This window comes from Streptomyces sp. NPDC102259 (assembly GCF_044766465.1).
In the GTDB taxonomy this organism is placed as follows: Bacteria; Actinomycetota; Actinomycetes; order Streptomycetales; family Streptomycetaceae; genus Streptomyces.
The window spans coordinates 14678-38728 of the sequence record NZ_JBIWMA010000003.1 but is presented as its reverse complement, the minus strand read 5'-3'; the positions used below and the strand labels follow the sequence as shown (position 1 = coordinate 38728).

Here is a 24051-nt window from a genome sequence, read left to right as displayed (position 1 = left end):
TCAGTCCCGCGGACAGTACAGCGGGGCAGTGTCCGCGTTGTCCCTGGTGACCAGGCGGACGGGCGTCTTGTCGATCTTGTCGGCCCTGTTGTCCCTGCGCAGCAGGGAGACGACGTTCTGCACCGCCAGTTCGCCGGTGTCCGCGGCCGAGTTGGAGACGGTGGCGGCGAGACTGCCGGCCTTGAGCGCGGCCAGCGCCTCGTCGGTGCCGTTGACCGTCACGATCCTGACGTCCTCGGCACCGGCCGCGTCGAATGCCTTGCGGGCGGCGAACGCCATCTCCTCGTTGGCGACGAAGGCGTAGTCCAGGCCGGGATTCTCCTTGATCATGGCCGCGGCGACCGTCCGCGCCTTGACGGGGTCGTACATGCCGGGCCGGCTCGCGACCACCTCGGCGTTGTCCGGCAGCCTCTTGGTGAAGGCCTCGGTGAGCACGTCGGAGGCGGCACCGGGGGCTCCCGCGATCACGGCGACGCCGACCTCGCGGCCGGCGGCGTCCCGCTCGATCCACCCGGCGTCCAGCTTCCCCACCTCCTTCAGGTCTACCACGACGGCCCCCAGGAGATCGGACGTGTCGTCAGGGGCCACCGAGGTGAGGAAGATCGGCACCCCGGCGGCCTTCGCCTCGGCGATGTCCCCCTTGAGGGCGTCGACGTCGACGGTCTGTACGACCAGCGCGTCCACCTTGCGGGCGATCATGTCCTCGATGTTGGAGACCTCCGTGGCGCCGTCCTGGCGCGAGTTGGCCGTCAGCAGATGGACACCGTTGTTGCGGGCCGTCCGCTCGACGGACTCCTGGAGGCACGTATGGAATTCGGTGGTACCGCCGTTGACGAAGCCCAGCGTGATCCTGCCCTTGACCGCGCCCGCGGGCGCCGAGGCCTGTGAGGGCCACACTCCACAGCCGGTGAGCAGCAGACCGGCGCCGAGGGCGGAGACGACGAACGGTCTTCGGGAGCGGGTGGGCACGGGCATGGCAAGGCCGCCTGTCAGGAGGTGCGGGAGACAACCCCCGCAGGAGAGAGGGGGGTTCACGGGCGGCAGCAGACGGTACCGGCAGGCCGGACGAACTCACCCTCCTGGGAGCGCAAGGTAATCCTGCGCTCCCAGGGGGTCTCGGAGATCACGCCTCCCGGCGGGGAGGTGGAGCGTCGCTCACTCCTTCGCGGTCGCCACCGTCACCGCGCGCACCCTGAGCGCCACGCGTCCCGGCACGGCGGTGGCGATCAGCGCGAGAAGCCCGGCCCCGGCGACCACCGTGGCGTACACGAGCGGTACGACCGCCGGGGCCGCCCGCCCGGTCATGCCGATGCTGAACGCGGTCAGGACCGCCACGGCGATGGCGCTGCCGAGGGCGACGGCCAGGAGCAGGACCGACAGGGCCTCGGTACGCAGCATGCGCAGCACCTGACGACGGGTCGCCCCCGCGAGGCGCAACAGTGCGAACTCCCGCACCCGCTCGGCGACCGACATGGCGAGCGTGTTGACCACGGCGATGGCCGTGAACGCCAGCATCAGCCCCATGGCCAGGAAGTCGACCTCCGCGTTCGTCTGTTGCCGCTCGGCCCGCAGCGCGTCGGCGACGGCCGGGGAAATCACCCTGAGTCCCGGGAACTCACGCAGTGTAGTCGCTAGTTGTGTCTGTGTACGGGTCGTGCTGACGAGCAGGGAGGAGGCGAGCGGGTTGTCGACGTGGCGGGCGACCAGGTCGTGCGCGAAGGTGAGGTCGCCGAAGCCGAGACCCCTGGCGTAGACGGCGGCGACGGTGAGTGTGGCGGGCGTGCCGTCGCCGAGCGTGAGCTTCAGGGTGCTTCCCGGCGCCAGGTGGAGCTGGTCCGCGGCCAGTTCACTGACGGCGACGGTGTGCTCGGTGAGCCCGTCGAGGGAGCCGGCGGTGACATCGGGGTCCCAGGTACGGCTGACGGCGGCCGGAGTGACGCCCTGGGCCGCGTACTTGTCGAGGCCGACCCTGACGGTCGTACGGACCACCTCGGTGACGACGTCGTGCTGCCTACGCAGTCGTCGTGCCGCCTCGCCGGGCACACCGGGCCCCTGGGAGGCGACGACCCAGTCGGCGCGTACGCCCTCGCGGACCTCGGCGCGGGCCGCGTCGCCGAGGGTGGGCTGGACGAACAGCACCGTGCAGGTCATGCCGATGAGCAGGGTGAGAGGGGTGACGACGGAGGCCATGCGGGCGGCGTTCCCGTGAAGGTTGGCGGTGGCGAGCCTGCCGCTGGGACCGGTCAGGCGCAGCGGACCGAGGAGAAGAGCGGCCGCCTTGACCAGGAGCGGTCCGAGCAGCGCGACGGAGGTGGACAGTACGACGACGGCGAGGAATGTCACGGGCGTCGAGGCGGGCTCGGTGCGCAGGAAGCCGAGCAGGGTGACGAGGACCGCCCCGGCGGCGAGCAACAACAGGCCGGCGAGAAGGCGCCCCCAGGCGGGCCGGGTGCGCTCGGTCCGCGCCTCGGCCAATGCCTCGGCCGGACGGATCCGGGCCACTCGGCGGGAGGCGATCCGCGCCGAGGCCCAGGCGCCGAACAGGGTCGCGGCGACCGCGGCGAGCGGAGGGAGGGCACTCACGGTGTGCTGAAGCGTGGCCGGTACGGCACCGAGGGCGACGAACCTGCCGTGCAGCCAACCCCCCAGAGGAAGCCCCAGGAGAGCTCCGGCCGTGCCCGCGGCCAGCGCCACGATCAGGGCCTCGCGCCCGAGAAGGCCGCGGATCTGCCCGGAGGTGGCGGCGATGGCCCGCAGCAGGGCGAGTTCGCGCTCGCGCTGCTGGACGGAGAGCGCGAAGGTCCCGACGACCACCAGGACCGCCACGAGCAGCGAGGTGCCTCCCATCGCTCCGCCCATGCTGACCAGCCTGACGCGGGCCGCGGCAGCGTCGAGGAACTCGACGGGGCCTCGGTCGTCACCGGTGCTGACCTGGACTCCGGTGCCGTGCAGCGCCGCGGCCAGGGCCTCGCGGAGCCGGCTCGGCCCGATGCCCGCCTTCGGCAGCACGCCGAACGCGGTGACCTGCCCCGGGTGTGCGGCGAGACGGCGGGCCTCGTCGGTGGAGAAGAAGAGGGCGCTCTGGTGGCGTACGGCTGCGGCGGGGGCGGCGATGCCCGAGACGCGGTAGGTGCGCGGGGCCTGTGTCGACTGGACGGTGATCCGGTCGCCGGGGGCGAGGCCGGCGCGTACGGCGAGGTCGCGGTCGACGACCACGTCGGTGGCGGCTGCGGGAGCGGTGCCCGCGGTGAGCCGGTACGGCGTCAGCGCGGCGGAGTCCCAGGCGTGGCCGTAGGCCGGCCTGCCGTCGGCGTCCGGGGTACCGGAGGTGGTCAACGGCTCGGCGAGGAAGGTGAGTTCGGGGATCACACGAGCGACACCGGGTGCCGTGGCGAGTCTGCGCTCGAGGTCGGCCGGGAGCCAGGCGCGTTCGGCGATGGGTTTGGCCTTGTGCTTGACCTTGGTCTTGCCCTTCTTGTGCTTGACGGTGGTCCGGTGGACGTTCTGGTCGGCGGAGACCACGACCGGCGACGCGGCATAGCGCTCGGTGCGGATGGTGCCCCGCAGCCCCGTCTCCAGGAGGGTCCCGCACGCGCTGATCAGGGCGGCCGCGCACAGCAGCGCGAGAAAGGCCCCCAGGAAGCCCGCTTTGCGGGCACGAACGGTCTTCAGGGCATAGCGCAGCATCATGAGGGATCGGCCTCTCTTCCGTCGCTGACGCAGGGGGCGGAGTCGGGAGGGGAGGTGGGGAAGGCGAGGAAGCGGGTGAGGAGGGTGCGCGCGCCCGGAGGCGTCGTTGATGCGGGTCGCTTGTAGCGGTTGAGGAGAGCGATGTACTCCTCGAAGAAGTCCCGGAGTTCGGGCAGCGTGAGCCGGATGGTGCCGCGTGAGTAGGGAAAGGCGTCCGCCCACGGGTCGTCGCCCTCCGCGTCCCGCTGGAGCCGCTCGAAGAGGTCCAGATCGGCCGCGTAGGCATGGTGGTTCAGCTCGTCCATGACGAGCCGCATCTCGGGACTCTGACGGCTGCGCGGTGGGAACCGGCGGTCCCCGGGGACCGCCCGCCACCAGCGCTCCCGATGCGTGGACGGCTCCGCGTGCCGCGCTTCGGCCGGGTTCTCGCCCCGGTGCGCGGACCTCTCTGCGTCGGTCTCCTCGACGAAGCCGTATCTGGCCAGCTCACGCAAGTGGTAGCTGGTGGATCCGGTGTTCAGGCCGAGGGCGCGGGCGAGCGTCGCCGAGGTGGCAGGGCCGTGCAGGGTGAGGTGTTCGAGCATGCGCTGACGACGCGGCTGGGCGAGCGCCCTGAGAGCGGCGAGGTCGCCGAGTTCGACGGGGGCCGCGGAGGCGTGTTCCGCGTCCGGGGGCTCGTTGGCACCGGGTTCCTGAGGCATGCGTACACACTCGCCTGTGCACAGATGCCTGTGCACTGCGGCGGCCCGGCGTCCTCAGTGGGGGGTTGTCCCCACCCCACTGCCGGCGAACGTCTCGTTCAGAACCCCTCGTCGTCCAGGAACTCCGTGTCCTGGCCCTCCTCCTCCAGCGCCCGTCGGACCACCCGCAGGGCCATGCCCTCGGGATAGCCCTTGCGTGCGAGCATGCCGGCGAGGCGGCGCAGCCGTTTGTCGCGGTCGAGACCGCGGGTCGAGCGCAGCTTGCGGGCGACGAGCTCGCGCGCCGTCTCCTCCTCCTGGTCGGAGTCGAGTTGGGCGACGGCCTCTTCGATGAGCTCCGAGTCGACCCCCTTGGTCCGCAGCTCCTGGGCGAGCGCTCGTCGGGCCAGCCCCCGGCTGTGGTGCCGGGATTCCACCCAGGCGTCCGCGAAGGCGCCGTCGTTGATCAGCCCGACCTCCTCGAACCGCGAGAGCACCTCCTCCGCCACGTCGTCCGGGATCTCCCGCTTGCGCAGGGCGTCGGCGAGTTGCTTACGGGTGCGCGGGGTCCCGGTGAGCAGGCGCAGGCAGATCGCCCGTGCCCGCTCAGCCGGGTCCCCTGAAGGCTCCCCCTGCTCGGCCCTCGACGAGGAGGAGGCGCCTTCGTCCTCGGCGGACGGTTCTGCGAAGCCGCGCCGACGGCGCCCACGCCCACCGCGTGGACCTCCTTCGTCGCCGCGCCGCGCCCGGCCGCTACGGGGCCGGGCGTCGCCGACCGTCCCGTCAGCGCGGTGCGAGCCGCTCTCCGGCCGGTCGTCGCCGGCCTGGGCGGGGCCGCCGTCGACCCCGCCCCCCGCCCCCCGGGGAGTGTCGGGGGGGACGTACTCGGCCCAGTCCGTTCGTCGCGTCACGGATCAGCTCTTGGTAGCCGCGGCCTTGGTCTTGGCCGTCTTGGCCGCGGCAGCCGGAACCGTCTTGGCGGCGTCTTCCGCGGGCGTGCCCGGGGTGGCCGAGGTGGCCGAGGCGACCGCGGCCGGCTCGGCGGCAGGCTCCTCCGGACGCACGCCGACGCCCAGCTTCTCCTTGATCTTCCTCTCGATCTCGTTGGCGAGGTCGGGGTTGTCCTTCAGGAAGTTACGGGCGTTCTCCTTGCCCTGTCCCAGCTGGTCGCCCTCGTACGTGTACCAGGCGCCGGCCTTGCGGACGAAGCCGTTCTCCACGCCCATGTCGATCAGACCGCCCTCGCGGCTGATGCCATGCCCGTAGAGGATGTCGAACTCGGCCTGCTTGAAGGGCGGCGCGACCTTGTTCTTGACGACCTTGACGCGGGTGCGGTTGCCGACCGCGTCCGTACCGTCCTTCAGGGTCTCGATACGCCGGATGTCGAGGCGCACCGAGGCGTAGAACTTCAGCGCCCGACCACCGGTCGTGGTCTCCGGGGAGCCGAACATCACGCCGATCTTCTCGCGGAGCTGGTTGATGAAGATCGCGGTGGTCTTGGACTGGTTGAGCGCGCTGGTGATCTTCCGCAGTGCCTGGCTCATCAGACGGGCCTGGAGACCGACGTGGCTGTCTCCCATCTCGCCCTCGATCTCGGCGCGCGGGACGAGCGCGGCGACGGAGTCGATGACGATGAGGTCGAGGGCGCCGGAGCGAACCAGCATGTCCACGATCTCGAGGGCCTGCTCGCCGTTGTCCGGCTGCGAGAGGATCAGGTTGTCGATGTCGACGCCCAGCTTCTTCGCGTACTCGGGGTCGAGGGCGTGCTCCGCGTCCACGAAGGCGACCTGGCCGCCGGCCTTCTGCGCGTTCGCCACGGCGTGCAGCGTCAGCGTCGTCTTACCGGAGGACTCCGGGCCGTACACCTCCACCACGCGGCCACGCGGCAGCCCGCCGACCCCGAGGGCGACGTCGAGTGCGGTCGACCCGGTGGGGATGACCTCGATGGGCTCGTTCGGTCGCTCGCCGAGACGCATCACGGCGCCCTTGCCGAACTGCCGTTCAATCTGTGCGAGTGCGGCATCCAGTGCCTTCTCGCGGTCGGTTCCTGCCATGGGTTCCACCCGGTTTGCTTGAGTCGATCGCTTCACGTCAAAGACGCTAACGCCTGCCACTGACAATGCGCCCCGACGCCGGTCCGGCCTGTGGATAACTCGGGCGCTTCTCCATCCAAACCAGGACAGAACACCCGACCAGCGTCTCACCGGTGCCTTAATAAGAATGGATGTTCGATTTCCGTGTCAAGCGCACCACGCGGCACTTCCGAGGCTACGTTCACACGCCGACAACGCCCCCCGATCCGGCTCACGCATGCCTTCGTCCCGGGCGACCCCGGCTACTTCCCCGGACGTACGGCGGGTGTCTTCGGCAGGACGACGACGGTGGACGACGTGGCAGGGACGCTCGGTGCATGGACCAGCAGAAGACCGGGCACGCCCGCGGCGGAGCGGAGACCGGGCACCCGATCCCGCACCCACGTCCCCCGGACAGCCGGTGCCACCAGGACGTCCGGTACCCCCGATCCCGCCGATACCACCTCTACGAGGCGACGGCGCTCGCGCTGATCCTTTCCGGGCTCGTCCATCTCGCGGTATTCGCCGTCGACGGCGGCCCCTGGAGCGGACCCGTCTCCTGGCGCAAGCCGGTGACCTTCGGACTCTCCTTCGGGGTGACGCTCCTCGCGGTCGTCCGGGTCACCTCGTACGTGCGTGTCGGACCACGGCTGCGCGCCGCGCTGCTCGGGGTCTTCGCCGCGGACTGCGTCGTGGAGGTCGCCGGCATCACCCTCCAGGCATGGCGCAAAGTGCCCTCGCACCTGGACATGGAGACGCCCTTCGACACGGCCGTGTCCATGACGCTGGCGGTCGGCGGCGGGGTCCTCGTGGTGCTGCTCGCCTGGTTCGCCTTGGCGTCCTTCCGGCACCGGCCGACAGGCCCGGCCGGGATGGCCCTCGCGGTGCGCTCCGGTTTCGCGATCCTGCTCGTCGCGCTCGCCTCGGGGGCGGCGATGATCGCGCGCGGTGTCGTGCTCACCCGCACCGGACACCAGGAGGCGGCGTACCACTCGACGGCCTCGCTCAAGCCCTTGCACGGGGTGAGCCTGCACGCCGTCCTGGTGCTGCCCGCCCTGGCCCGGCTGCTGTCCCGCACGCCCTGGAGCGAGGCCCTACGCCGGCGGATCGTGGCCGCTGCGGTGGGTTGCTACACGGCCGCGGTCGTCGCGGCCGGAGCGTGGGCGGTCCTCAGGTACTGACTGCCGCTCCCCCTCAGCCGGACCCGTCCCGACGGTGCCGCACCCGCCCCCACAGCCGCCGCGCGCGCGTGAGCGGGCCCTCCCCGCGCCCCCGGTGTCCGTGGACGCGGGGGTCGTCCGTGACGTCGTAACGCTTCACGTAGGCGCCCAGGAACGCCTGGAGCGTCGCGACCGCCGGGATGGCGATCAGCGCGCCGACGGCGCCGAGCAGGGCGGTGCCCGCGATGACGGAGCCGAAGGCGACGGCGGGGTGGATGTCGACGGTCTTCGAGGTCAGCTTGGGCTGAAGCATGTAGTTCTCGAACTGCTGGTAGACCACGACGAAGATGAGCACCCACAGCGCGTACAGGGGCGAGACGGTGAAGGCGATCAGCATGGGCAGGGCGCCCGCGAGATAGGTGCCGATGGTGGGGATGAACTGCGAGACCACGCCGACCCAGACGGCGAGCACGGGCGCGTACGGGATGCCGAGGGCCTCGAGCAACACGTAGTGCGCGACGCCTGAGATCAACGCCATCAGCCCGCGCGAGTACAGATAGCCGCCGGTCTTGTCGACGGCGATCTCCCACGCCCGCAGCACCTCGGCCTGCCGGGCGGGCGGCAGGACGGAGCACAGCGCGCGGCGCAGGCGTGGTCCGTCGGCGGCGAAGTAGAACGAGAACAGGGCGATGGTCAGCAGCCGGAAGAGACCGCCGAGGACCTGCGTGGAGACGTCCAGCACCCCGGCGGCGCTGTTCTGGGCGTACTTCTTCAGCCACTCGGAGTGGAGCAGGCCCTCCTGGATGTCCACACGCCTGAGGTCGGTGTGGAACGTGGTGTTGACCCAGTTGATCACCGAGTCGAGGTACTCCGGGAAGCCCTCGATCATCTTGATGATCTGACCCGCGAGCATCGAGCCCAGCAGGGTGAAGAAGCCGGCGACCACGATCAGCAGGCCGAAGAAGACCAGGAAGGTGGCCAACCCCCTGCGCATCCCGCGGGCCGACATCCGACTGACCGCCGGCTCTATGGCGAGGGCCAGGAAGAACGCGATCATGATGTTGAGCAGCAGACCGATGAGCTGGTGGAAGGCCCAGAGGCCCAGTTGGAACACACCGATGAGAGCGAGCGCGAGCACCATGGCGCGCGGAAGCCAGCGTGGCATGCGCGCGCCCTGACCGGCGCCGCCGTCGGCCGGGGGCGGCCCGGTGGGCGGCGTCGCGCCGAGCCGGGATGTGTGCCGGGCGACCTGTCCGGTCTCGTCAGTGGGTGCCACGGGCCAAGTCTCGCCTACGCCACCGACAATCGGAGAACCGCCTGCGATCTTCTTGTGGGATCAGCGCATCTCCTGTGGAACGTTCATCACCGTGCACACCACGCGCCACACGTCCTTGGCCTCCCAGCCGTGCGCCAGCGCCTCGTGCACCGTGCGTCCGCCGAGTTCCGCCATCACGTGATCGCGCGCGAACGTCTCGGCGTACCCCGCGCCGAAGTGCTCGTCCATTCGCTGCCAGAAGACCGTCAACCGCATGACATCAGTATCCCGCGCGCGGGGGTGGCCCTCGCCGGGACCGCCTGCCGATACCGCTTTCCGCCCTACGGTCTGACGCATGGCCGAATCCGGAGCATCCCCACTCCCCCCGACGCCCCCGGCGCGCTCCCCGCTCTTCCGCGCCGAGCACTTCGTCTGGCTCACCGCGCGCGTGCTGGAGCAGCGCCTCTTCGCGCACGACTTCCTGCACGGCGCCGCCGACCCCGTCGAGACCGCGCTCGACGCCTACCGCAACGAGGACGGCGGATACGGCCACGCGCTGGAGCCCGATCTGCGCGGCCCCGTGAGCCAGCCCCTGCACACCGCGCGGGCGCTGCGCGTCCTGGACTCCGTCGGGCGCCTCGGCGGCCGGCGCGTGGATCGGGTGTGCCGCTACCTGACCTCGGTCTCGACCGGCGACGGCGCGCTGCCGGCGGTCCATCCCAGCCAGCGCGGGTACCCGGCGGCGCCCTTCATCCCGATCGTGGACGACCCGCCCAGCGAACTCCTGTCCACCGGTCCGGTCGTGGGTCTGCTGCACCGCAACGACGTATGGCACGCCTGGCTGTTCAGGGCCACGGACTTCTGCTGGCAGGCGGTGGACTCCCTGGAGCGGTCCCACCCGTACGAGATCCAGGCCGCCGTGGCCTTCCTGGACTCCGCCTCCGACCGCCCGCGCGCGGAGGCGGCCGCCGACCGTCTGGGCCGCCTGGTGCGCGCGCACCGGCTCGCCGTGCTGGACCCGGACCACCTGGACGCGTATCCGGTCGCACCCGGCTACGCCCCCGGCGAGCACCACTTCCCGTACGACTTCGCGCGGACACCGCACTCCCTCGCGCGGGCGTGGTTCACCGACGACGAGATGGAGCGCTCCCTGGACCATCTCGCCGACGATCAGCGGCCGGACGGCGGCTGGCCCATCCGGTGGCGCCGCTGGGCGCCGGGCACCGCCCTGGAGGCCCGCCCCATCGTGACGATCGAGGCCCTGCGCACCCTCAGGGCCTACGGCCGCGCCATCGGCTGATCCCCGCCCGTGCCGCCGGCGCCGCCCATCACCCGGACCGGCCGTCCTGCCCTGTCTCTCACCCACCCAGGGCCCGCACCCCCGCCGTCACCAGCACAGCGGCCGCGACGACCAGCAGGAAGGGAGCCCGCAGGATGAGGGCGACGACAGCCGCGGTGAGCCCCGCGGCCCTCGCGTCCAGCACGAGCGCCTGCCCGTCCGCGAAGGTCTGCTGGGCGGTGAGGGCGGCCAGCAGGGCGACAGGGAGCAGGGCGGCGAACCGCCTGACGACGGGCCGTTCGAGAAGGCCCGCGGGCACGAGCAGGCCGGCGAGCTTGACGGCGTAGCAGCCGAGAGCGGTCGCGGCGATCGCGATCCAGGTGTTCAACGCTTCTCCTCCCCCGTGTCGACCCGGTCGGCCCCGCCGACCCGGCGCCGACCCTCGAGGTACAGCACGACGGGCGCGGCGAGCGCGGCCGCCAGCACAGGCACTCCGGCGGGCAGCACGGGCAGCAGGCCCAGCCCCAGGAGCACCGCGAGTCCGGCGACGGCCCGCTCGGCGGTGGTCTTCAGCATGGGCGCGAGCAGCGCCAGGAAGACGGCGGGCCCGGCCGCGTCGAGCCCCCACGCGTCCGTGTCCCCGATGGCCTCGGCGCCCAGGGCGCCCAGCAGCGTGGTGAGGTTCCACAGCACGTAGAGGGTCAGCCCGGTGACGCCGAAGCCGATGCGCGCGGCACGCCGTCCGGGCTGGGCGAGGGAGACCGCCGCCGTCTCGTCGATCACCCACTGGGCGGCGAACGGGCGCACCGCGCGCGGGAGCGCCAGCGACTGCGACAGACGCAGGCCGTAGAAGGCGTTGCGCACACCCAGGAAGAAGGCGCCCGCGGCCGCCGTCAGGGGATTGCCGCCCGCCGCCAGCGCCCCGACGAGCGCGAACTGGGACGCACCGGTGAAGACGAGGAGACTGAGCGCGCAGGTCTGCCACACCGAGAGTCCGCTGCCCGCCGAGGTCACCCCGAAGGCGAACCCCGAGAGTCCTACGGCGATCCCGACCCCGAGGGCGTCCCGTACGACGGCGGCGTCGGGCCGTCCTCCGCCGTCGGCGCGTATGTCCGTGAGAGCTGTCTGTTCTGCCACGACCCCGACGGTACGAGCAGCCCTCCGGTCATGTCTTGTACGTTCTTGCGCTCACGCTGGTACGCCCCCGGAGGGACTCCGACGATCCGGGCGAAGTGCCGGTTGAGGTGCGGCTGGTCGGTGAACCCCACCGCGACGGCCGCCTCCGCGGGTGCGGTCCCCGCGTCCAGCAGCCGCCTCGCCCGCCGTACACGGGCGTCGGTCAGCCAGGCGTGGGGCGGCAGCCCGTACACGTCCCGGAAGGCCCGCAGCAGCGCGAACGAGCTGGTCCCCAGGTCCGCGGCCAGCTCCTCCAGCGTCGGCGGATCGGCCAACCGCTCCTCCAGCACGCCACGCGCGCGTGCGGCGATGCGCGCTCCGGCCGACCGCACCTCCCGCTGGGGCAGCGGTCCGCCGTTGAGCCGCAGCAGCCGCGTCACCGCCACCCGCAGCAGCGTGTCGGCGGCCAGCGCGTTGCCCTCCTCAGCGGCTCGGAGCACCTGGTGCACCAGCCCGACGGCGTACGCGTCGTCCAGCACGGGGCTGACGAATCCCGGGGCGCCCCGAAGGGTCGTGGTCTCGGCCGCGATCTCGGCCACCACCTCGGGCGACGGATACACGGCTCCGTACCGCCAGCCCTGCGGCACCCCGGCCCGCCCGGTGTGCGGAGTGTCCGGGTTGACCAGTGCGAGGGTTCCCGCCCCCGCGTACTGATCGGCCCCACGGTGGTGAAAGACCTCCACCCCCTCGGCGATGGCGGCGATCACGAAGTGCTCGTGGGTGTGCCTCACGAACGTCTTGCGGACGTACCGGGCCCGCAGCAGATCGACGCCGGGCAGCTCCGCATACCGCCAGTGCCGCGCCAGCTCACCCGATCCAGAACCCGAATGCACCACCTGCCCATTCTCCGCGACACGCCACCGGACCACCGGCCACCCGAGCCACTGTGCTCCGCGCCCCCGACCCACCGGACCTCAGCCCCTTCCCCCCCCGGCCATCCCGCGCCCCGCCGCACGGCGAACTCCGACAGTCCGGGCACGGAGGGAGCCGACAGCCTGGGCACGAGAGAACGCCGCATCTGCGCAGGTCAGAGCAATTGTCAGTGGCCGGGTGCAGGATGGACGCATGGTCAGCTCCGCACACCGAGCCCTCGACGGCTTCTCCCCCGCGACCCGCGGTTGGTTCACGGGGGCGTTCTCCGCGCCCACCGCGGCCCAGGCGGGCGCGTGGCGGGCCATCGGCGAGGGCTCGGACGTGTTGGTGGTGGCCCCGACCGGCTCCGGGAAGACCCTGGCCGCCTTCCTCGCCGCCCTGGACCAGCTCGCCTCGACGCCCCCTCCCGCGGACCCGAAGAAGCGCTGCCGAGTCCTCTATGTCTCGCCTCTCAAGGCCCTCGCGGTCGACGTGGAGCGCAATCTGCGCAGCCCCCTCACGGGCATCCGCCAGGAGTCCGTGCGTCTCGGCCTGCCCGAGCCGGAGGTCAAGGTCGGCATCCGCTCCGGCGACACCCCGCCCGCGGAGCGCCGCGCGCTGTCCACCCGCCCCCCGGACATCCTGATCACGACACCCGAATCGCTGTTCCTGATGCTGACGTCGGCCACGCGCGACGCCCTGACGGGCATCGAGACGGTGATCCTGGACGAGGTGCACGCGGTGGCGGGCACCAAGCGAGGCGCGCACCTGGCGCTCTCCCTGGAGCGGCTGGACGAACTGCTGCCCAAGCCGGCCCGCCGCATCGGCCTGTCGGCCACGGTCCGGCCGGTCGACGAGGTGGCGCGCTACCTCTCCCCGCACCGCAAGGTGGAGATCGTCCAGCCGAAGTCCGGCAAGAAGTTCGACCTCTCGGTCGTCGTCCCGGTGGAGGACCTGGGCGAACTGGGCGGCTCCCCGGTCGCCGAAGGCTCCGAAGGGGCGGAGCGTCCGTCGATCTGGCCGCATGTCGAGGAGCGGATCGCCGACCTCGTCCAGGCCCACCGCTCCACGATCGTGTTCGCCAACTCCCGCCGGCTCGCCGAACGCCTGTGCAACCGGCTCAATGAGATCGCCTACGAGCGGGCCACCGGCGAGCCGCTGAAGGAGCACCACTCCCCCGCTGAGCTCATGGGCGGCTCGGGCGCGGCCCAGGGCGCCCCGCCCGTCATCGCGCGCGCCCACCACGGTTCGGTCTCGAAGGAACAGCGCGCGCTCGTGGAGGAGGACCTCAAGGCGGGCCGGCTGCCCGCCGTCGTGGCGACCTCCAGCCTCGAGCTCGGCATCGACATGGGCGCGGTGGATCTCGTCGTCCAGGTCGAGTCCCCGCCGTCGGTGGCCTCGGGCCTCCAGCGCGTCGGCCGCGCGGGACACCAGGTGGGCGCGGTGTCCACCGGTGTGGTCTTCCCGAAGTACCGCGGTGACCTCGTCCAGGCGGCGGTGGTCACCGAGCGGATGCGTACGGGCTCGATCGAGTCCCTGAAGGTCCCCGCCAACCCCTTGGACGTCCTGGCGCAGCAACTCGTCGCCATGACGGCGCTCGACACCTGGCAGGTCGACGACCTGCTGACCACGGTCCGCCGGGCCGCCCCGTTCGCGTCACTTCCCGAGTCCGCGTTCACGGCGGTCCTGGACATGCTGGCCGGCCGCTACCCGTCCGACGCGTTCGCCGAGCTGCGCCCGCGCGTCGTCTGGGACCGCGTCGCGGGCACGATCACCGGCCGTCCCGGCGCCCAGCGTCTCGCCGTCACCTCCGGGGGCACGATCCCAGACCGTGGCCTGTTCGGCGTGTTCCTGGCGGGCGCCGACCCCAAGAAGGGCGGCGGCCGGGTCGGCGAGCTCGACGAGGAGATGGTGTACGAGTCGCGCGTGGGCGACGTCTTCACGCTCGGCACCAGCTCCTGGCGTATCGAGGACATCACCCGTGACCGCGTCCTGGTCTCCCCCGCCCCCGGTGTCCCGGGCCGTCTGCCGTTCTGGAAGGGCGACCAGCTGGGTCGCCCGCTGGAGCTCGGCCGCGCGGTCGGCGCGTTCCTGCGCGAGGTCGGCTCCCTGTCCAAGGAGGACGCCCGGCTCCGGCTGCTCACCGCGGGGCTGGACACCTGGGCGGCCGACAACGTGATCTCGTACCTGGACGAGCAGCGCCAGGCCTGCGGGCACATCCCCGACGACCGCACGATCGTCGTGGAGCGCTTCCGGGACGAGCTGGGCGACTGGCGGGTCGTCGTCCACTCCCCCTTCGGCGCCCAGGTCCACGCCCCCTGGGCCCTGGCGCTGGGTGCCAAACTCTCCGAGCGCTACGGCATGGACGCCCAGGTCATGCACGCCGACGACGGCATCGTCCTGCGACTGCCGGACGCCGACCTCATGAGCCTGGACCTGCTCGACCAGGAGCCGACGAGGGCCGGCACGGAATACGACGCCGAGCAGGCACCGGTCGGTGCGGCGGACGTCGTCTTCGACAAGGGCGAGGTCGACCAGATCGTCACCGACCAGGTCGGCGGCTCGGCCCTGTTCGCGGCCCGCTTCCGCGAGTGCGCCGCCCGCGCGCTGCTGTTGCCGCGCCGCAACCCCGGCAAGCGCACCCCGCTGTGGCAGCAGCGCCAGCGCGCCGCCCAACTGCTCCAGGTGGCGAGCGAGTACGGCTCGTTCCCGATCGTCCTGGAAGCGGTCCGCGAGTGCCTTCAGGACGTCTTCGACGTTCCCGGCCTCGTGGAGCTGATGGGCGACCTGGAGGCCCGCAAGGTACGCCTGGTCGAGGTCACCACCCCGGAGCCGTCGCCCTTCGCCCGCTCCCTCCTCTTCGGTTACGTCGCCCAGTTCCTCTACGAAGGGGACTCCCCGCTCGCCGAGCGCCGCGCGGCCGCTCTCTCCCTCGACTCACGCCTGCTGGCCGAGCTGCTCGGCCAGGCGGAGCTGCGCGAACTGCTCGACGCCGAGGTCCTCACGGAACTGGAACGGGAACTCCAGTGGCTCACCGAGGACCGCCGGGTGAAGGACCCCGAGGGCGTCGCGGACCTCCTGCGCCTCCTCGGCCCGCTCACCGACGCCGAGCTGGCCGAGCGCGGCGCCGACCCCCGGTGGGCGCAGGAACTGGCCGCCGCCCGCCGCGCCATCCGGGTCCGTATCGCCGGCGCCGACCACTGGGCCGCGATCGAGGACGCGGGCCGACTGCGCGACGCGCTCGGCACGGCCCTCCCGGTAGGCGTGCCGGAAGCCTTCACGGAACCGGTCAAGGACCCGCTCGGCGACCTCCTCGCGCGTCACGCCCGCACGCACGGCCCGTTCACCTCGGCAGACGCGGCCGCCCGCTTCGGCCTCGGCGTGGCGGTGACCGAGGGCGCCCTCCAGCGGCTCGCGGCGAGCGGGCGCGTCGTCCAGGGCGAGTTCCACCCGGCCGGCATCGGCCAGGAGTGGTGTGACGCGACGGTCCTGCGCAGGCTGCGCCGCCGCTCCCTGGCAGCCCTGCGGCACGAGCTGGAGCCGGTCCCGCCGCCCGCGCTGGCCCAGTTCCTGCCCCAGTGGCAGCACATCGGCCGAGGCCACTCCCTGCGCGGCACCGACGGACTGGTGCGCGCCGTCGAGCAGCTCCAGGGCGCGTCGGTGCCCGCCTCCGCCCTGGAGAAGCTCGTCCTGCCCTCCCGCGTGCGGGACTACGCCCCGGCGATGCTCGACGAACTCACCGCGGCCGGAGAGGTGGTCTGGGCCGGAGCGGGCGCCCTCCCCGGCAAGGACGGCTGGATCTCCCTGTACGTGGCGGACGCGGCGCCCCTGCTCCTGTCGCCGCCCCACCCCCTGGAGCTGACGGCGCTGCACCAGTCGGTCCTGGACGCCCTCGCCGGGGGCTACGGCCTGTTCTTCCGCCAGATCGCCGACCAGGTTCGCGCCACCACGCACCCCGACGCCACCGACCCGCAGCTCGCCGACACCGTCTGGGACCTGGCCTGGTCCGGCCGGCTCACCAACGACACGCTCACCCCCCTGCGCGCCCTGCTGGGCTCGGGGCGCACGGCAGGCTCCACGGCCCACCGTGCCAAGCGCAGCGTCCCGCGCGGTCGCTACGGCTCGCTGACGGCCGCGGTCCGCCCCGCTTCGCGCGGCGGACCCCCGACGGTCGCCGGACGCTGGTCCCTCCTGCCGGCCCACGAGTCCGACCCCACGGTCCGCGCCCACGCCCTCGCCCGCACGCTCCTCGACCGGCACGGCGTGGTGACGCGGGGCGCGGTCGCGGCCGAGGGCGTCGAAGGCGGTTTCTCGGCGATCTACCGCATCCTGTCCGTCTTCGAGGAGAGCGGTCAGGCCCGTCGCGGGTACGTCGTCGAAGGCCTCGGCGCCGCGCAGTTCGCCATGGACGGCGCCGTGGACCGGCTCCGCGCTGTGGCCAACGCCCGCGACCGCGGCGAGCCGCCGCCCGGCCCCAACTCGGCGACGGGTTCCTCCGACGGCTTCGCCTTCCCCGACGGCTCCCCCGGCTTCCCGTCCGCCGACGCCTGGGACGTCCCGGGCCTCGACGCCGGCTCGCCGTCCCCCTTCGACGCCCCGCCAGGCCTCGCCTCGCCGGACGAGTACGTCTCGCCCCACGACTTCGCCTCGGCGGGCGCCGGCGGCCCTCGCGGAGGCAGCGGCTTCCCGAACGCCTCAGGCGGTCGGAACGGCTCCGGCTTCCCGACCGGCTCAGGTTTCCCCGACCACCACAACCCCCGGAGCGCCAACAGCCGCGACCGCTACGGCACTCCGTCCGGCGTCTCCCGTGCCGTCGTCCTCGCCGCCGCCGACCCGGCGAACGCGTACGGCGCCGCCCTGGGCTGGCCCGAGCCACCGAGCGGCGCCGGGCACAAGCCCGGCCGCAAGGCAGGCTCCCTGGTGGTGCTCGTGGACGGCGAACTGACGCTCTACATGGAGCGCGGCGGCAAGACCCTGCTGGCCTGGCCCTCCACCCCGGACGGCGAGGACGCCCCCGCCGACGACCCACGCCTGCACACCGCCGCGGAGGCTCTCGCGGAGGCCGCGCGCGCGGGCTCCCTCGGCACGGTCACGGTGGAGCGCGTCAACGGCGCCTCGGCACTCACCTCCCCCATCGGCACCCTGCTGGAAGGAGCGGGCTTCATCGCGACCCCTCGCGGCCTGCGCCTGCGCGCATGACCGCCATACCCCGCCCGGAGCGACTCGCATGTCACCCTTGACCCATGCCCGAAGGTGACACGGTCTGGCAGGCCGCGAGGCGACTGCACGACGCCCTCGCGGGCAAGGTACTGACCCGCTCGGATCTCCGGGTGCCCAAGTACGCCACCGCCGACCTCACCGGCCGCACCGTCCTGGACGTCACTGCGCGCGGCAAACATCTCCTCACCCGCGTCGAAGGCGACCTGACGCTCCACTCGCACCTGCGGATGGACGGCTCCTGGAAGGTGTTCACGGACGGCCAGCGCTGGACCGGCGGCCCGGCGCACCAGATCCGGGCGATCCTCGGCACCCACGGCCGCACCGCCGTCGGTTACCGCCTCCCCGTCCTCGACCTGATGCGCACCGCCGACGAGTCACGAGCCGTCGGCCATCTCGGCCCCGACCTGCTGGGCCCCGACTGGAACCCCGAGCGAGCCCTCGCCAACCTCCTGACGGACCCCGCCCGCTCCCTCGGCGAGGCCCTGCTCGACCAGCGCAACCTCGCCGGCATCGGCAACGTGTACAAGAGCGAGCTCTGCTTCCTCCTCGGCGTCACCCCATGGCTCCCCGTCGGCGCGCTCCCCGCCGACCGCGCCGTGAAGCTGCCCGCCCTCGCGAAGAAGCTTCTGGAGGCCAACCGCGACCGTCCGGCCCGCAACACGACGGGCCGCCGCGGCCAGAACCTGTTCGTCTACGGCCGCGCGCCCCGCCCCTGTCTGCGCTGCGGGACGCAGGTCCGGGTCGCCGACCAGGGCGACGGCTCCCGCGAGCGCCCGACCTACTGGTGCCCCGCCTGCCAGATCGGCCCCGTGCCGGCGCCGGGCTCCCCGCCGACGCGCCGCCTCCGCCCCCGCACCATCCGGTGACGTCCCTCGACGACCGATCCGCGGAACCCCGTCGACGAGTTGACGCGCCTCGCGCAGCACCGAACAATCCCACCACAATTGACGGACCGTCAGAAACCCTCGTACCGTCCCCTCATGGCCGTGAAGGCGTACGACCTCACCGGACGCACCGCATTCGTCACCGGCGCCGCGAGCGGAATCGGCCGTGCCTGCGCCGTGCTGCTCGCCCAGGCGGGCGCCACCGTGCACGGCGCGGATCGCGACGAGCAGGGCCTGCACGAGACGGCGACGCTGATCAAGGACCGGGGCGGCACGGCCCGCACCCACCCTCTCGACGTCACCGATCGCGCCCAGATCCGGCAGGCCGTCGAGTCCTGCGAGCGGCTCGACGTCATGGCCGCCGTCGCCGGGATCATGCACAGCAGTCCGGTCCTGGAGACCCGGGACGAGGATCTCGACCGGGTCCTGGCCGTCAACTTCAAGGGCGTGCTGTACGCGTGCCAGGAGGCGGCCCGTCTGATGCTGGCGCGCGACACCGGCGGCAGCATCGTCACCATGGCCTCGGGCGCCGTGGACACCGGCGGCGCCGGCCTGCTCTGCTACGGCGTCGCCAAGGCGGCCGTGGTCCAGTTGACGAAGACGCTGGCGACGGAGGTCGGCCGACACGGCATCCGCGTCAACGCCGTCGCCCCGGGCTGGATCCGCACCCCCATGACCGACCGCCACGAACCCGGCGCACAGGCGCACACCGAGGCGCTCATGGCCCGCATGTCGCCGCTGGGCCGGGTCGGCGAACCCGAGGACATCGCCCACGCCGTGCTCCACCTGGCCTCGGACGCGTCGGCGTTCACCACGGGCCAGATCCTCCGCCCGAACGGCGGCGTAGCCATGCCCTGGTAACCACTGCCCCCGGACACCTCCCCGGCCCCCTCCATGGCCACGTCACTCCCACCCCTCCCAGACCCACCGCCCGAACCGCCTCCCCGGGCCCACCACACTCACCCCACCAGACCCCGCACCGCCTCCCAGGCCCACCACACTCACCCTCCACCCATCCCCGAACCGCCTCAACGCGCCCACACCCGGCCCCGCGCCCCCACCTGCCCTCGAACCACCTCCCGGCCCACCACACCCGCGCCCCACCCTCAACCGCCTCATAGCGCCCACATCCGAACCCACCCTGCCCGCGTCCCACTCCACCCCCAACCGCTCACCGCGCCCACACCCCGCCCGGGAGAGAATCCGGCCCCCATCCCCAGCACCTTCAACCCGGCGCCTCCCCCACAGCCCCACCGGCCCCCCGCCACCCCCCGCGCCCCGACCGTCCCCGCCGCCCTAACCGTCGACGCTCCTGCCTCCGCCTCCGCCCCCGCCCCCGCCCGCCGCGACTCCTCGCCAGGCGGCTTTCCATCGCCCCTCCCCGACCGCCCCCACCGCACGCACCTTGGCCACGCAGTGCACCGGTAGCAGGCTCAGCCCCCACCCTCCGGCGGCGACGGCTCCCTCCAGCGCCCCGGCGTCGGGCGCCACGGCGAGCCTCAGCACGGCCCACCACCACGCCGCGCCGAGCCCCAGGCCGAGCCCGAGCGCGGCCCCTCGCCCTGCTATTCGAGCCACCACGGCCGTCACCTCCAGCCCGAGCCTCACCACGACACCCCCGTAGCCCCCGTGACCCCCCCCCGCTCCTCCGCTCCTCCGCTCCTCCGCAGAGGACGCTAGACGCCCGCCTCCACCCCCGGCAGGGCGCACGGGCGGCACATCGGCGCATCGGCCGAGCCGATCCGCCGCTCGCACTCCTGGGGCCTCACACGCTCTCCGCCTGGAACATCCAGTGATGCTTCTCGAGATCGCCGGTGATCCCGATGAAGATGTCCTGGCTCACAGGATCCGCGTCACCCGTGGCCGTCACCCGTTCCCGCATCCGGGTGATCACCGCGCCCAGAGCGGCGACGAGCGTGCCCACGGCGTCGGAGTCCTTGACCCAGCCCCCCGGCGCCGCACCGATCCCGCTGCCGGCCGCCACCGTCGCCGCACGTCCGTCCGGCGAGACGCCCAGCGCCGAGGCACGCTCCGCCACGGTGTCGGAGTGGGTGCGGGCGACGTCCACGACCTCGTCGAGCTGGAGGTGGACGGACCGGAACCGGGGCCCGACGACGTTCCAGTGGACCTGTTTGGCGACGAGCGACAGGTCGACCAGGTCGACGAGCGCGCCTTGCAGCGCCTCGGAGACGGTCTTCAGATCGGCGTCGGACAGGGGACTCTTCACGACGTACATCCGTACCTCCGGTGGTTGGCCCCCGTCGTGCCCCTCCACGATGACCGCGGCACCCGACACCGGCAAACGGACGACGGACGCGAAAAACCCCGACCGCACCCTCTCCGGGTCTTCCCGGAGAAGCCCCGGCCGGGGCCTCACACATGCCTACATACGTGCTTGCGTCACGTCACACGTTCACGCGGCACACGCCCGCGCGCGTGAATGTCACGCGGCGACCACGTCCACCGCCTCGGCGGGTGCCTTGATGGTCACCCGCTCCGGTGGCACACCGGTCACCGATACGGAACCCAGCATCGGACGAACCGACGTCGGTACAGGCTCCCTGGGGGTGGCGGCAGCAGACTGAGCCAGCTCGGCGAGAGCGAGTTCGTCGCTCACTTCCCGCATGAGCTCGGACATCCGTACGTCCAGCGCGTCGCAGATGGCGGAGAGCAGCTCGGAGGAAGCCTCCTTCTGCCCCCGCTCCACCTCGGAGAGATAGCCGAGTGAGACTCGGGCGGACGAGGAGACTTCGCGCAGAGTACGGCCCTGGCGCTGGCGCTGCCGACGCAGCACGTCACCCAGCAGGCGACGGAGCAGAATCATCGGTGGCTCCCTCCTCGGACCGCGTAGCCGCATCCTTCACGCCCCACCGTACCGCCTCGCGCTGCGGCCGTGCGGGGAGCGATGTCGTGTTCACTCAGGGCTGCAAACATCAAAACCCCCCGTTCTGTTCCGTATCCTGTGCCCGCTCATTCCCGGTGTGTTCGCCCGCAAGCCCTGTCAGGAGCAGTGCGAGTACGCTCCGTACACTCTCTCTACGAATTTCCGCCCGGTCGCCGTTCAACCGCAGGGCCTCCACTTTTCCGCCGCCGGCGGAACCGGAATCCACCGCGGACGGGCCATCCACCGCCACGAAAACCGTCCCCACCGGCTGTCCGTCCTGGGGGTCGGGGCCGGCGACGCCCGTGGTCGCGATGCCCCAGTCGGCGCCCAGCGCCTTCCGCACTCCGGCGGCCATCTGGGCCGCGACCTGCGCGTCCACGGCTCCGCGTGCGGCCAGAAGGTCCGCGTCGACCGCGAGCAGTCCGTGCTTGAGGTCGGTGGCGTAGGCGGTCACGGAACCCCGGAAGACCTTGGACGCGCCGGGGACCGTGGTGATCTCCGCCGCGACCAGGCCACCGGTCAACGACTCGGCCACGGCGAGCGTCTGCTCGTTCACCGTGAGTAGTCGCACCACCTCGGTGGCCGGGGAATTCACGCTTGCGTCTCCTCCAACGCGGCCTTGCGCTCGGCGATTCCCTGCCTGCGCAGCACAACGGCCTGTCGCACGTAGTCGAGCCCGGTCACCACGGTCAGGACGACCGCCGCGGCCATCACCCACCACCTCAGGGTGGCCAGCCACCCCGTCAGCGCCAGGACGTACATCCCGACCGCCACGCCCTGCGTGAGCGTCTTCAGCTTCCCGCCCCGGCTCGCCGGGATGACCCCGTACCGGATGACCAGGAAACGCAGCAGTGTGATCCCGAGTTCCCGGCCGAGGATCACGATCGTCACCCACCACGGCAGGTCGCCCAGCGAGGAGAGACAGATCAGCGCCGCTCCCATGATCGCCTTGTCGGCGATGGGGTCGGCGATCTTCCCGAAGTCGGTGACGAGGTCGTACGTCCGCGCCAGGTGCCCGTCGAACAGGTCGGTGATCATGGCGATGGCGAAGGCCGCCCAGGCGAACGCCCGCCACGCCGGGTCGTAACCGCCGTCGGCCAGCATCAGCGCGACGAAGCCCGGCACCAGGATCAGCCGAAGCATGGTCAGCAGGTTGGCGATGTTCCACACGCTCGCCTGGTTGACGGCCGCGGCCGCCAGCTTCGCGCCCCGCGGCGGCCTGCCGGCATCCTCCGGGTCGACGATCGCGGCCGCGTCGGCAGGCACTCCCGAAGGAGCCGCCACGGCTCCCGCCGCCTGCCCGGCCTGCGAAGCCTGGGAACCCGCTGAGGTCTGCGAACCCGGTGAGGTCTGCGAAGGCGGTGGAGCCTGCGAAGCCGGTGAAGCCTGCGAGGAGCCGCCCGCAGCCGATGCCGGAACACCCGTCATCTGCCCGCCTCCTCGCTACACCCGATCGAGCCCGGCAGAGGCTCGGCCACCAGGTCGACACCTTCCGTACCGACCACCTTCGCCTCGACCATACGACCGACGCTCAAGTTTTCGCCCGATGTGAGCAGCACCTGGCCGTCCGTCTCCGGAGCCTGGTGCTCCCCGCGGCCGTACACGCCCTCCTCGTCCACCGACTCGACCAGTACGTGCACGGTCTCGCCGACCCGCTCCTCGGCGCGCTGCGAGACGAGCTCCTCGGCGAGCCGGGAGACCCGGGCGAGCCGCTCGGCCACGACGTCCACGTCGAGCTTGCCGTCGTACGACGCGGCCTCGGTGCCCTCCTCGTCGGAGTAGCCGAAGACGCCGATCGCGTCGAGCCGCGCGCCGTTCAGGAAGCGCTCCAGCTCGGCCAGGTCGGCCTCCGACTCGCCGGGGAAGCCCACGATGAAGTTGGAGCGCACACCCGCCTGGGGCGCCTTGCTCCGGATGGTGTCGAGCAGTTCCAGGAAGCGGTCGGTGTCGCCGAAGCGGCGCATCGCGCGCAGCACGCCGGGCGCCGAGTGCTGGAAGGACAGGTCGAAGTAGGGGGCGATCTTCGGCGTCGAGGTCAGCACGTCGATCAGGCCGGGCCGCATCTCGGCCGGCTGGAGGTAGCTGACGCGCACCCGCTCGAGGCCGTCGACGTCCGCCAGCTCGGGCAGCAGCGACTCCAGCAGCCGGATGTCGCCGAGGTCCTTGCCGTAGGAGGTGTTGTTCTCGGAGACCAGCATGATCTCCTTGACGCCCTGCTCGGCCAGCCACCGCGTCTCGTTCAGCACATCGCTCGGCCGGCGCGAGATGAAGGAGCCGCGGAAGGACGGGATGGCGCAGAAGGAGCAGCGCCGGTCGCAGCCGGAGGCGAGCTTGACCGAGGCGACCGGGGCGCCGTCGAGCCGGCGGCGCAGGGGCGCGCGGGGGCCGGAGGCCGGGGCGACGCCCTCGGGGAGATCGTTGGGCCCGTGCCCGGGAAGGGCCACCGACGCGGCCGACTCCTGCCGCTCCGCCGGGCTGATCGGCAGCAGCTTGCGCCGGTCGCGCGGGGTGTGGGAGGCGTGGATGCCGCCGTTCAGGATGGTCTGGAGGCGGTCGGAGATGTCGGAGTAGTCGTCGAAGCCGAGCACGCCGTCGGCTTCGGGCAGGGCCTCGGCGAGTTCCTTGCCGTAGCGCTCGGCCATGCAGCCCACCGCCACGACGGCCTGGGTTCTGCCATGCCCCTTGAGGTCGTTGGCCTCCAGCAGGGCGTCGACGGAGTCCTTCTTGGCGGCGTCGACGAAGCCGCAGGTGTTGACGACGGCGACGTCCGCGTCCTCGGCGTCCTCCACGAGCTGCCAGCCGTCCGCCTCCAAACGGCCTGCGAGCTCCTCCGAGTCCACCTCGTTACGGGCGCAGCCAAGGGTGACGAGTGCGACGGTACGGCGTTCAGGCATGGGCT

21 protein-coding genes are annotated in these 24051 nt (G+C 72.4%); 5 read left to right on the top strand and 16 right to left on the bottom strand.

Features of this window, described 5'->3' with window-relative positions; genetic code table 11:
• From ACIRPU_RS08885 to recA, 5 genes are all read right to left on the bottom strand, one after another.
• Positions 1-975, bottom strand: a complete 975-nt coding sequence (locus ACIRPU_RS08885) for a sugar ABC transporter substrate-binding protein (protein ID WP_403863695.1) — start codon at positions 973-975, stop codon at positions 1-3.
• Positions 976-1155: 180 nt separating this feature from the next.
• On the bottom strand, positions 1156-3690 hold the full coding sequence (locus ACIRPU_RS08880) for an ABC transporter permease (RefSeq protein WP_403863692.1): 2535 nt from the start codon (positions 3688-3690) through the stop codon (positions 1156-1158).
• Positions 3687-4391, bottom strand: coding sequence for a winged helix-turn-helix domain-containing protein (locus ACIRPU_RS08875; protein ID WP_403863689.1), 705 nt, complete (start codon positions 4389-4391; stop codon positions 3687-3689). The genes ACIRPU_RS08880 and ACIRPU_RS08875 overlap by 4 nt, the downstream gene beginning before the upstream one ends.
• A gap of 98 nt (positions 4392-4489) precedes the next feature.
• The gene (gene recX, locus ACIRPU_RS08870; protein WP_403863686.1) at positions 4490-5281 is read right to left on the bottom strand and encodes a recombination regulator RecX; all 792 of its coding nucleotides are present in this window, start codon (positions 5279-5281) and stop codon (positions 4490-4492) included.
• A 3-nt stretch (positions 5282-5284) separates the two neighbouring features.
• A complete protein-coding gene (gene recA, locus ACIRPU_RS08865; protein WP_403863683.1) occupies positions 5285-6424 on the bottom strand; it encodes a recombinase RecA in 1140 nt (379 codons plus the stop codon).
• 356 nt (positions 6425-6780) lie between these two features.
• On the opposite strand from recA, the gene ACIRPU_RS08860 reads away from it, so the two are divergent.
• Positions 6781-7623 carry a hypothetical protein gene (locus ACIRPU_RS08860; protein WP_403863681.1) on the top strand — a complete coding sequence of 281 codons (843 nt, stop codon included), beginning with the start codon at positions 6781-6783 and terminating at the stop codon, positions 7621-7623.
• 13 nt (positions 7624-7636) lie between these two features.
• Here ACIRPU_RS08860 and ACIRPU_RS08855 read toward each other — a convergent pair whose 3' ends face one another.
• Together ACIRPU_RS08855 and ACIRPU_RS08850 are read right to left on the bottom strand one after the other, a co-directional pair.
• Complete coding sequence (locus tag ACIRPU_RS08855; RefSeq protein ID WP_403863678.1) at positions 7637-8878, bottom strand: AI-2E family transporter; 1242 nt, start codon at positions 8876-8878, stop codon at positions 7637-7639.
• A 60-nt stretch (positions 8879-8938) separates the two neighbouring features.
• Complete coding sequence (locus ACIRPU_RS08850) at positions 8939-9133, bottom strand: DUF3046 domain-containing protein (RefSeq protein ID WP_171399881.1); 195 nt, start codon at positions 9131-9133, stop codon at positions 8939-8941.
• Positions 9134-9212: 79 nt separating this feature from the next.
• Between ACIRPU_RS08850 and ACIRPU_RS08845 the strand changes: the two genes are divergently transcribed.
• Complete coding sequence (locus tag ACIRPU_RS08845; protein WP_403863675.1) at positions 9213-10157, top strand: hypothetical protein; 945 nt, start codon at positions 9213-9215, stop codon at positions 10155-10157.
• A gap of 58 nt (positions 10158-10215) precedes the next feature.
• On the opposite strand, the gene ACIRPU_RS08840 is transcribed toward ACIRPU_RS08845, so the two are convergent.
• From ACIRPU_RS08840 to ACIRPU_RS08830, 3 genes are read right to left on the bottom strand one after another with little or no spacing between them, the layout of a single operon-like run.
• The gene (locus ACIRPU_RS08840; protein WP_403863672.1) at positions 10216-10524 is read right to left on the bottom strand and encodes an AzlD domain-containing protein; all 309 of its coding nucleotides are present in this window, start codon (positions 10522-10524) and stop codon (positions 10216-10218) included.
• A complete protein-coding gene (locus ACIRPU_RS08835; protein WP_403863669.1) occupies positions 10521-11273 on the bottom strand; it encodes an AzlC family ABC transporter permease in 753 nt (250 codons plus the stop codon). The genes ACIRPU_RS08840 and ACIRPU_RS08835 overlap by 4 nt, the downstream gene beginning before the upstream one ends.
• Positions 11174-12148 carry an AraC family transcriptional regulator gene (locus tag ACIRPU_RS08830; protein WP_403863666.1) on the bottom strand — a complete coding sequence of 325 codons (975 nt, stop codon included), beginning with the start codon at positions 12146-12148 and terminating at the stop codon, positions 11174-11176. Before ACIRPU_RS08830 ends, ACIRPU_RS08835 begins: the two co-directional genes overlap by 100 nt.
• A gap of 229 nt (positions 12149-12377) precedes the next feature.
• Between ACIRPU_RS08830 and ACIRPU_RS08825 the strand changes: the two genes are divergently transcribed.
• The 3 genes from ACIRPU_RS08825 to ACIRPU_RS08815 all read left to right on the top strand — a co-directional run bounded on the left by ACIRPU_RS08825 (position 12378) and on the right by ACIRPU_RS08815 (position 19129).
• Entirely contained in the window at positions 12378-17363 is a 4986-nt protein-coding gene (locus ACIRPU_RS08825; RefSeq protein WP_403863663.1) for an ATP-dependent helicase, read from the top strand.
• Positions 17364-17407: 44 nt separating this feature from the next.
• Entirely contained in the window at positions 17408-18250 is an 843-nt protein-coding gene (locus ACIRPU_RS08820; protein WP_403863660.1) for an Fpg/Nei family DNA glycosylase, read from the top strand.
• A 114-nt stretch (positions 18251-18364) separates the two neighbouring features.
• The gene (locus tag ACIRPU_RS08815; protein ID WP_403863657.1) at positions 18365-19129 is read left to right on the top strand and encodes an SDR family NAD(P)-dependent oxidoreductase; all 765 of its coding nucleotides are present in this window, start codon (positions 18365-18367) and stop codon (positions 19127-19129) included.
• Between the two features lie 435 nt (positions 19130-19564).
• On the opposite strand, the gene ACIRPU_RS08810 is transcribed toward ACIRPU_RS08815, so the two are convergent.
• From ACIRPU_RS08810 to rimO, 6 genes are all read right to left on the bottom strand, one after another.
• A complete protein-coding gene (locus tag ACIRPU_RS08810; protein ID WP_403863654.1) occupies positions 19565-19846 on the bottom strand; it encodes a hypothetical protein in 282 nt (93 codons plus the stop codon).
• A 187-nt stretch (positions 19847-20033) separates the two neighbouring features.
• Positions 20034-20504 carry a Dps family protein gene (locus tag ACIRPU_RS08805; RefSeq protein WP_403863651.1) on the bottom strand — a complete coding sequence of 157 codons (471 nt, stop codon included), beginning with the start codon at positions 20502-20504 and terminating at the stop codon, positions 20034-20036.
• A 207-nt stretch (positions 20505-20711) separates the two neighbouring features.
• Positions 20712-21092: a helix-turn-helix transcriptional regulator gene (locus ACIRPU_RS08800; protein WP_351766100.1), complete on the bottom strand. Its 381-nt coding sequence runs from the start codon at positions 21090-21092 to the stop codon at positions 20712-20714.
• Positions 21093-21201: 109 nt separating this feature from the next.
• Positions 21202-21747: a CinA family protein gene (locus tag ACIRPU_RS08795; protein WP_403863648.1), complete on the bottom strand. Its 546-nt coding sequence runs from the start codon at positions 21745-21747 to the stop codon at positions 21202-21204.
• The gene (pgsA, locus tag ACIRPU_RS08790; RefSeq protein ID WP_403863645.1) at positions 21744-22580 is read right to left on the bottom strand and encodes a CDP-diacylglycerol--glycerol-3-phosphate 3-phosphatidyltransferase; all 837 of its coding nucleotides are present in this window, start codon (positions 22578-22580) and stop codon (positions 21744-21746) included. The genes ACIRPU_RS08795 and pgsA overlap by 4 nt, the downstream gene beginning before the upstream one ends.
• Positions 22577-24046, bottom strand: a complete 1470-nt coding sequence (rimO, locus tag ACIRPU_RS08785; RefSeq protein ID WP_384117071.1) for a 30S ribosomal protein S12 methylthiotransferase RimO — start codon at positions 24044-24046, stop codon at positions 22577-22579. Before rimO ends, pgsA begins: the two co-directional genes overlap by 4 nt.
• Between the last annotated feature and the right edge of the window lie 5 nt (positions 24047-24051).

What these genes read in the sequence shown, in the direction of transcription:
- ACIRPU_RS08885 (WP_403863695.1), bottom strand. Translation starts at nt 975, where the DNA reads ATGCCCGTGCCCACCCGCTCCCGAAGACCGTTCGTCGTCTCCGCCCTC.
- ACIRPU_RS08880 (WP_403863692.1), bottom strand. Translation starts at nt 3,690, where the DNA reads ATGATGCTGCGCTATGCCCTGAAGACCGTTCGTGCCCGCAAAGCGGGC.
- ACIRPU_RS08875 (WP_403863689.1), bottom strand. Translation starts at nt 4,391, where the DNA reads ATGCCTCAGGAACCCGGTGCCAACGAGCCCCCGGACGCGGAACACGCC.
- recA (WP_403863683.1), bottom strand. Translation starts at nt 6,424, where the DNA reads ATGGCAGGAACCGACCGCGAGAAGGCACTGGATGCCGCACTCGCACAG.
- ACIRPU_RS08860 (WP_403863681.1), top strand. Translation starts at nt 6,781, where the DNA reads ATGGACCAGCAGAAGACCGGGCACGCCCGCGGCGGAGCGGAGACCGGG.
- ACIRPU_RS08850 (WP_171399881.1), bottom strand. Translation starts at nt 9,133, where the DNA reads ATGCGGTTGACGGTCTTCTGGCAGCGAATGGACGAGCACTTCGGCGCG.
- ACIRPU_RS08845 (WP_403863675.1), top strand. Translation starts at nt 9,213, where the DNA reads ATGGCCGAATCCGGAGCATCCCCACTCCCCCCGACGCCCCCGGCGCGC.
- ACIRPU_RS08825 (WP_403863663.1), top strand. Translation starts at nt 12,378, where the DNA reads ATGGTCAGCTCCGCACACCGAGCCCTCGACGGCTTCTCCCCCGCGACC.
- ACIRPU_RS08820 (WP_403863660.1), top strand. Translation starts at nt 17,408, where the DNA reads ATGCCCGAAGGTGACACGGTCTGGCAGGCCGCGAGGCGACTGCACGAC.
- ACIRPU_RS08815 (WP_403863657.1), top strand. Translation starts at nt 18,365, where the DNA reads ATGGCCGTGAAGGCGTACGACCTCACCGGACGCACCGCATTCGTCACC.
- ACIRPU_RS08805 (WP_403863651.1), bottom strand. Translation starts at nt 20,504, where the DNA reads ATGTACGTCGTGAAGAGTCCCCTGTCCGACGCCGATCTGAAGACCGTC.
- ACIRPU_RS08800 (WP_351766100.1), bottom strand. Translation starts at nt 21,092, where the DNA reads ATGATTCTGCTCCGTCGCCTGCTGGGTGACGTGCTGCGTCGGCAGCGC.
- pgsA (WP_403863645.1), bottom strand. Translation starts at nt 22,580, where the DNA reads ATGACGGGTGTTCCGGCATCGGCTGCGGGCGGCTCCTCGCAGGCTTCA.
- rimO (WP_384117071.1), bottom strand. Translation starts at nt 24,046, where the DNA reads ATGCCTGAACGCCGTACCGTCGCACTCGTCACCCTTGGCTGCGCCCGT.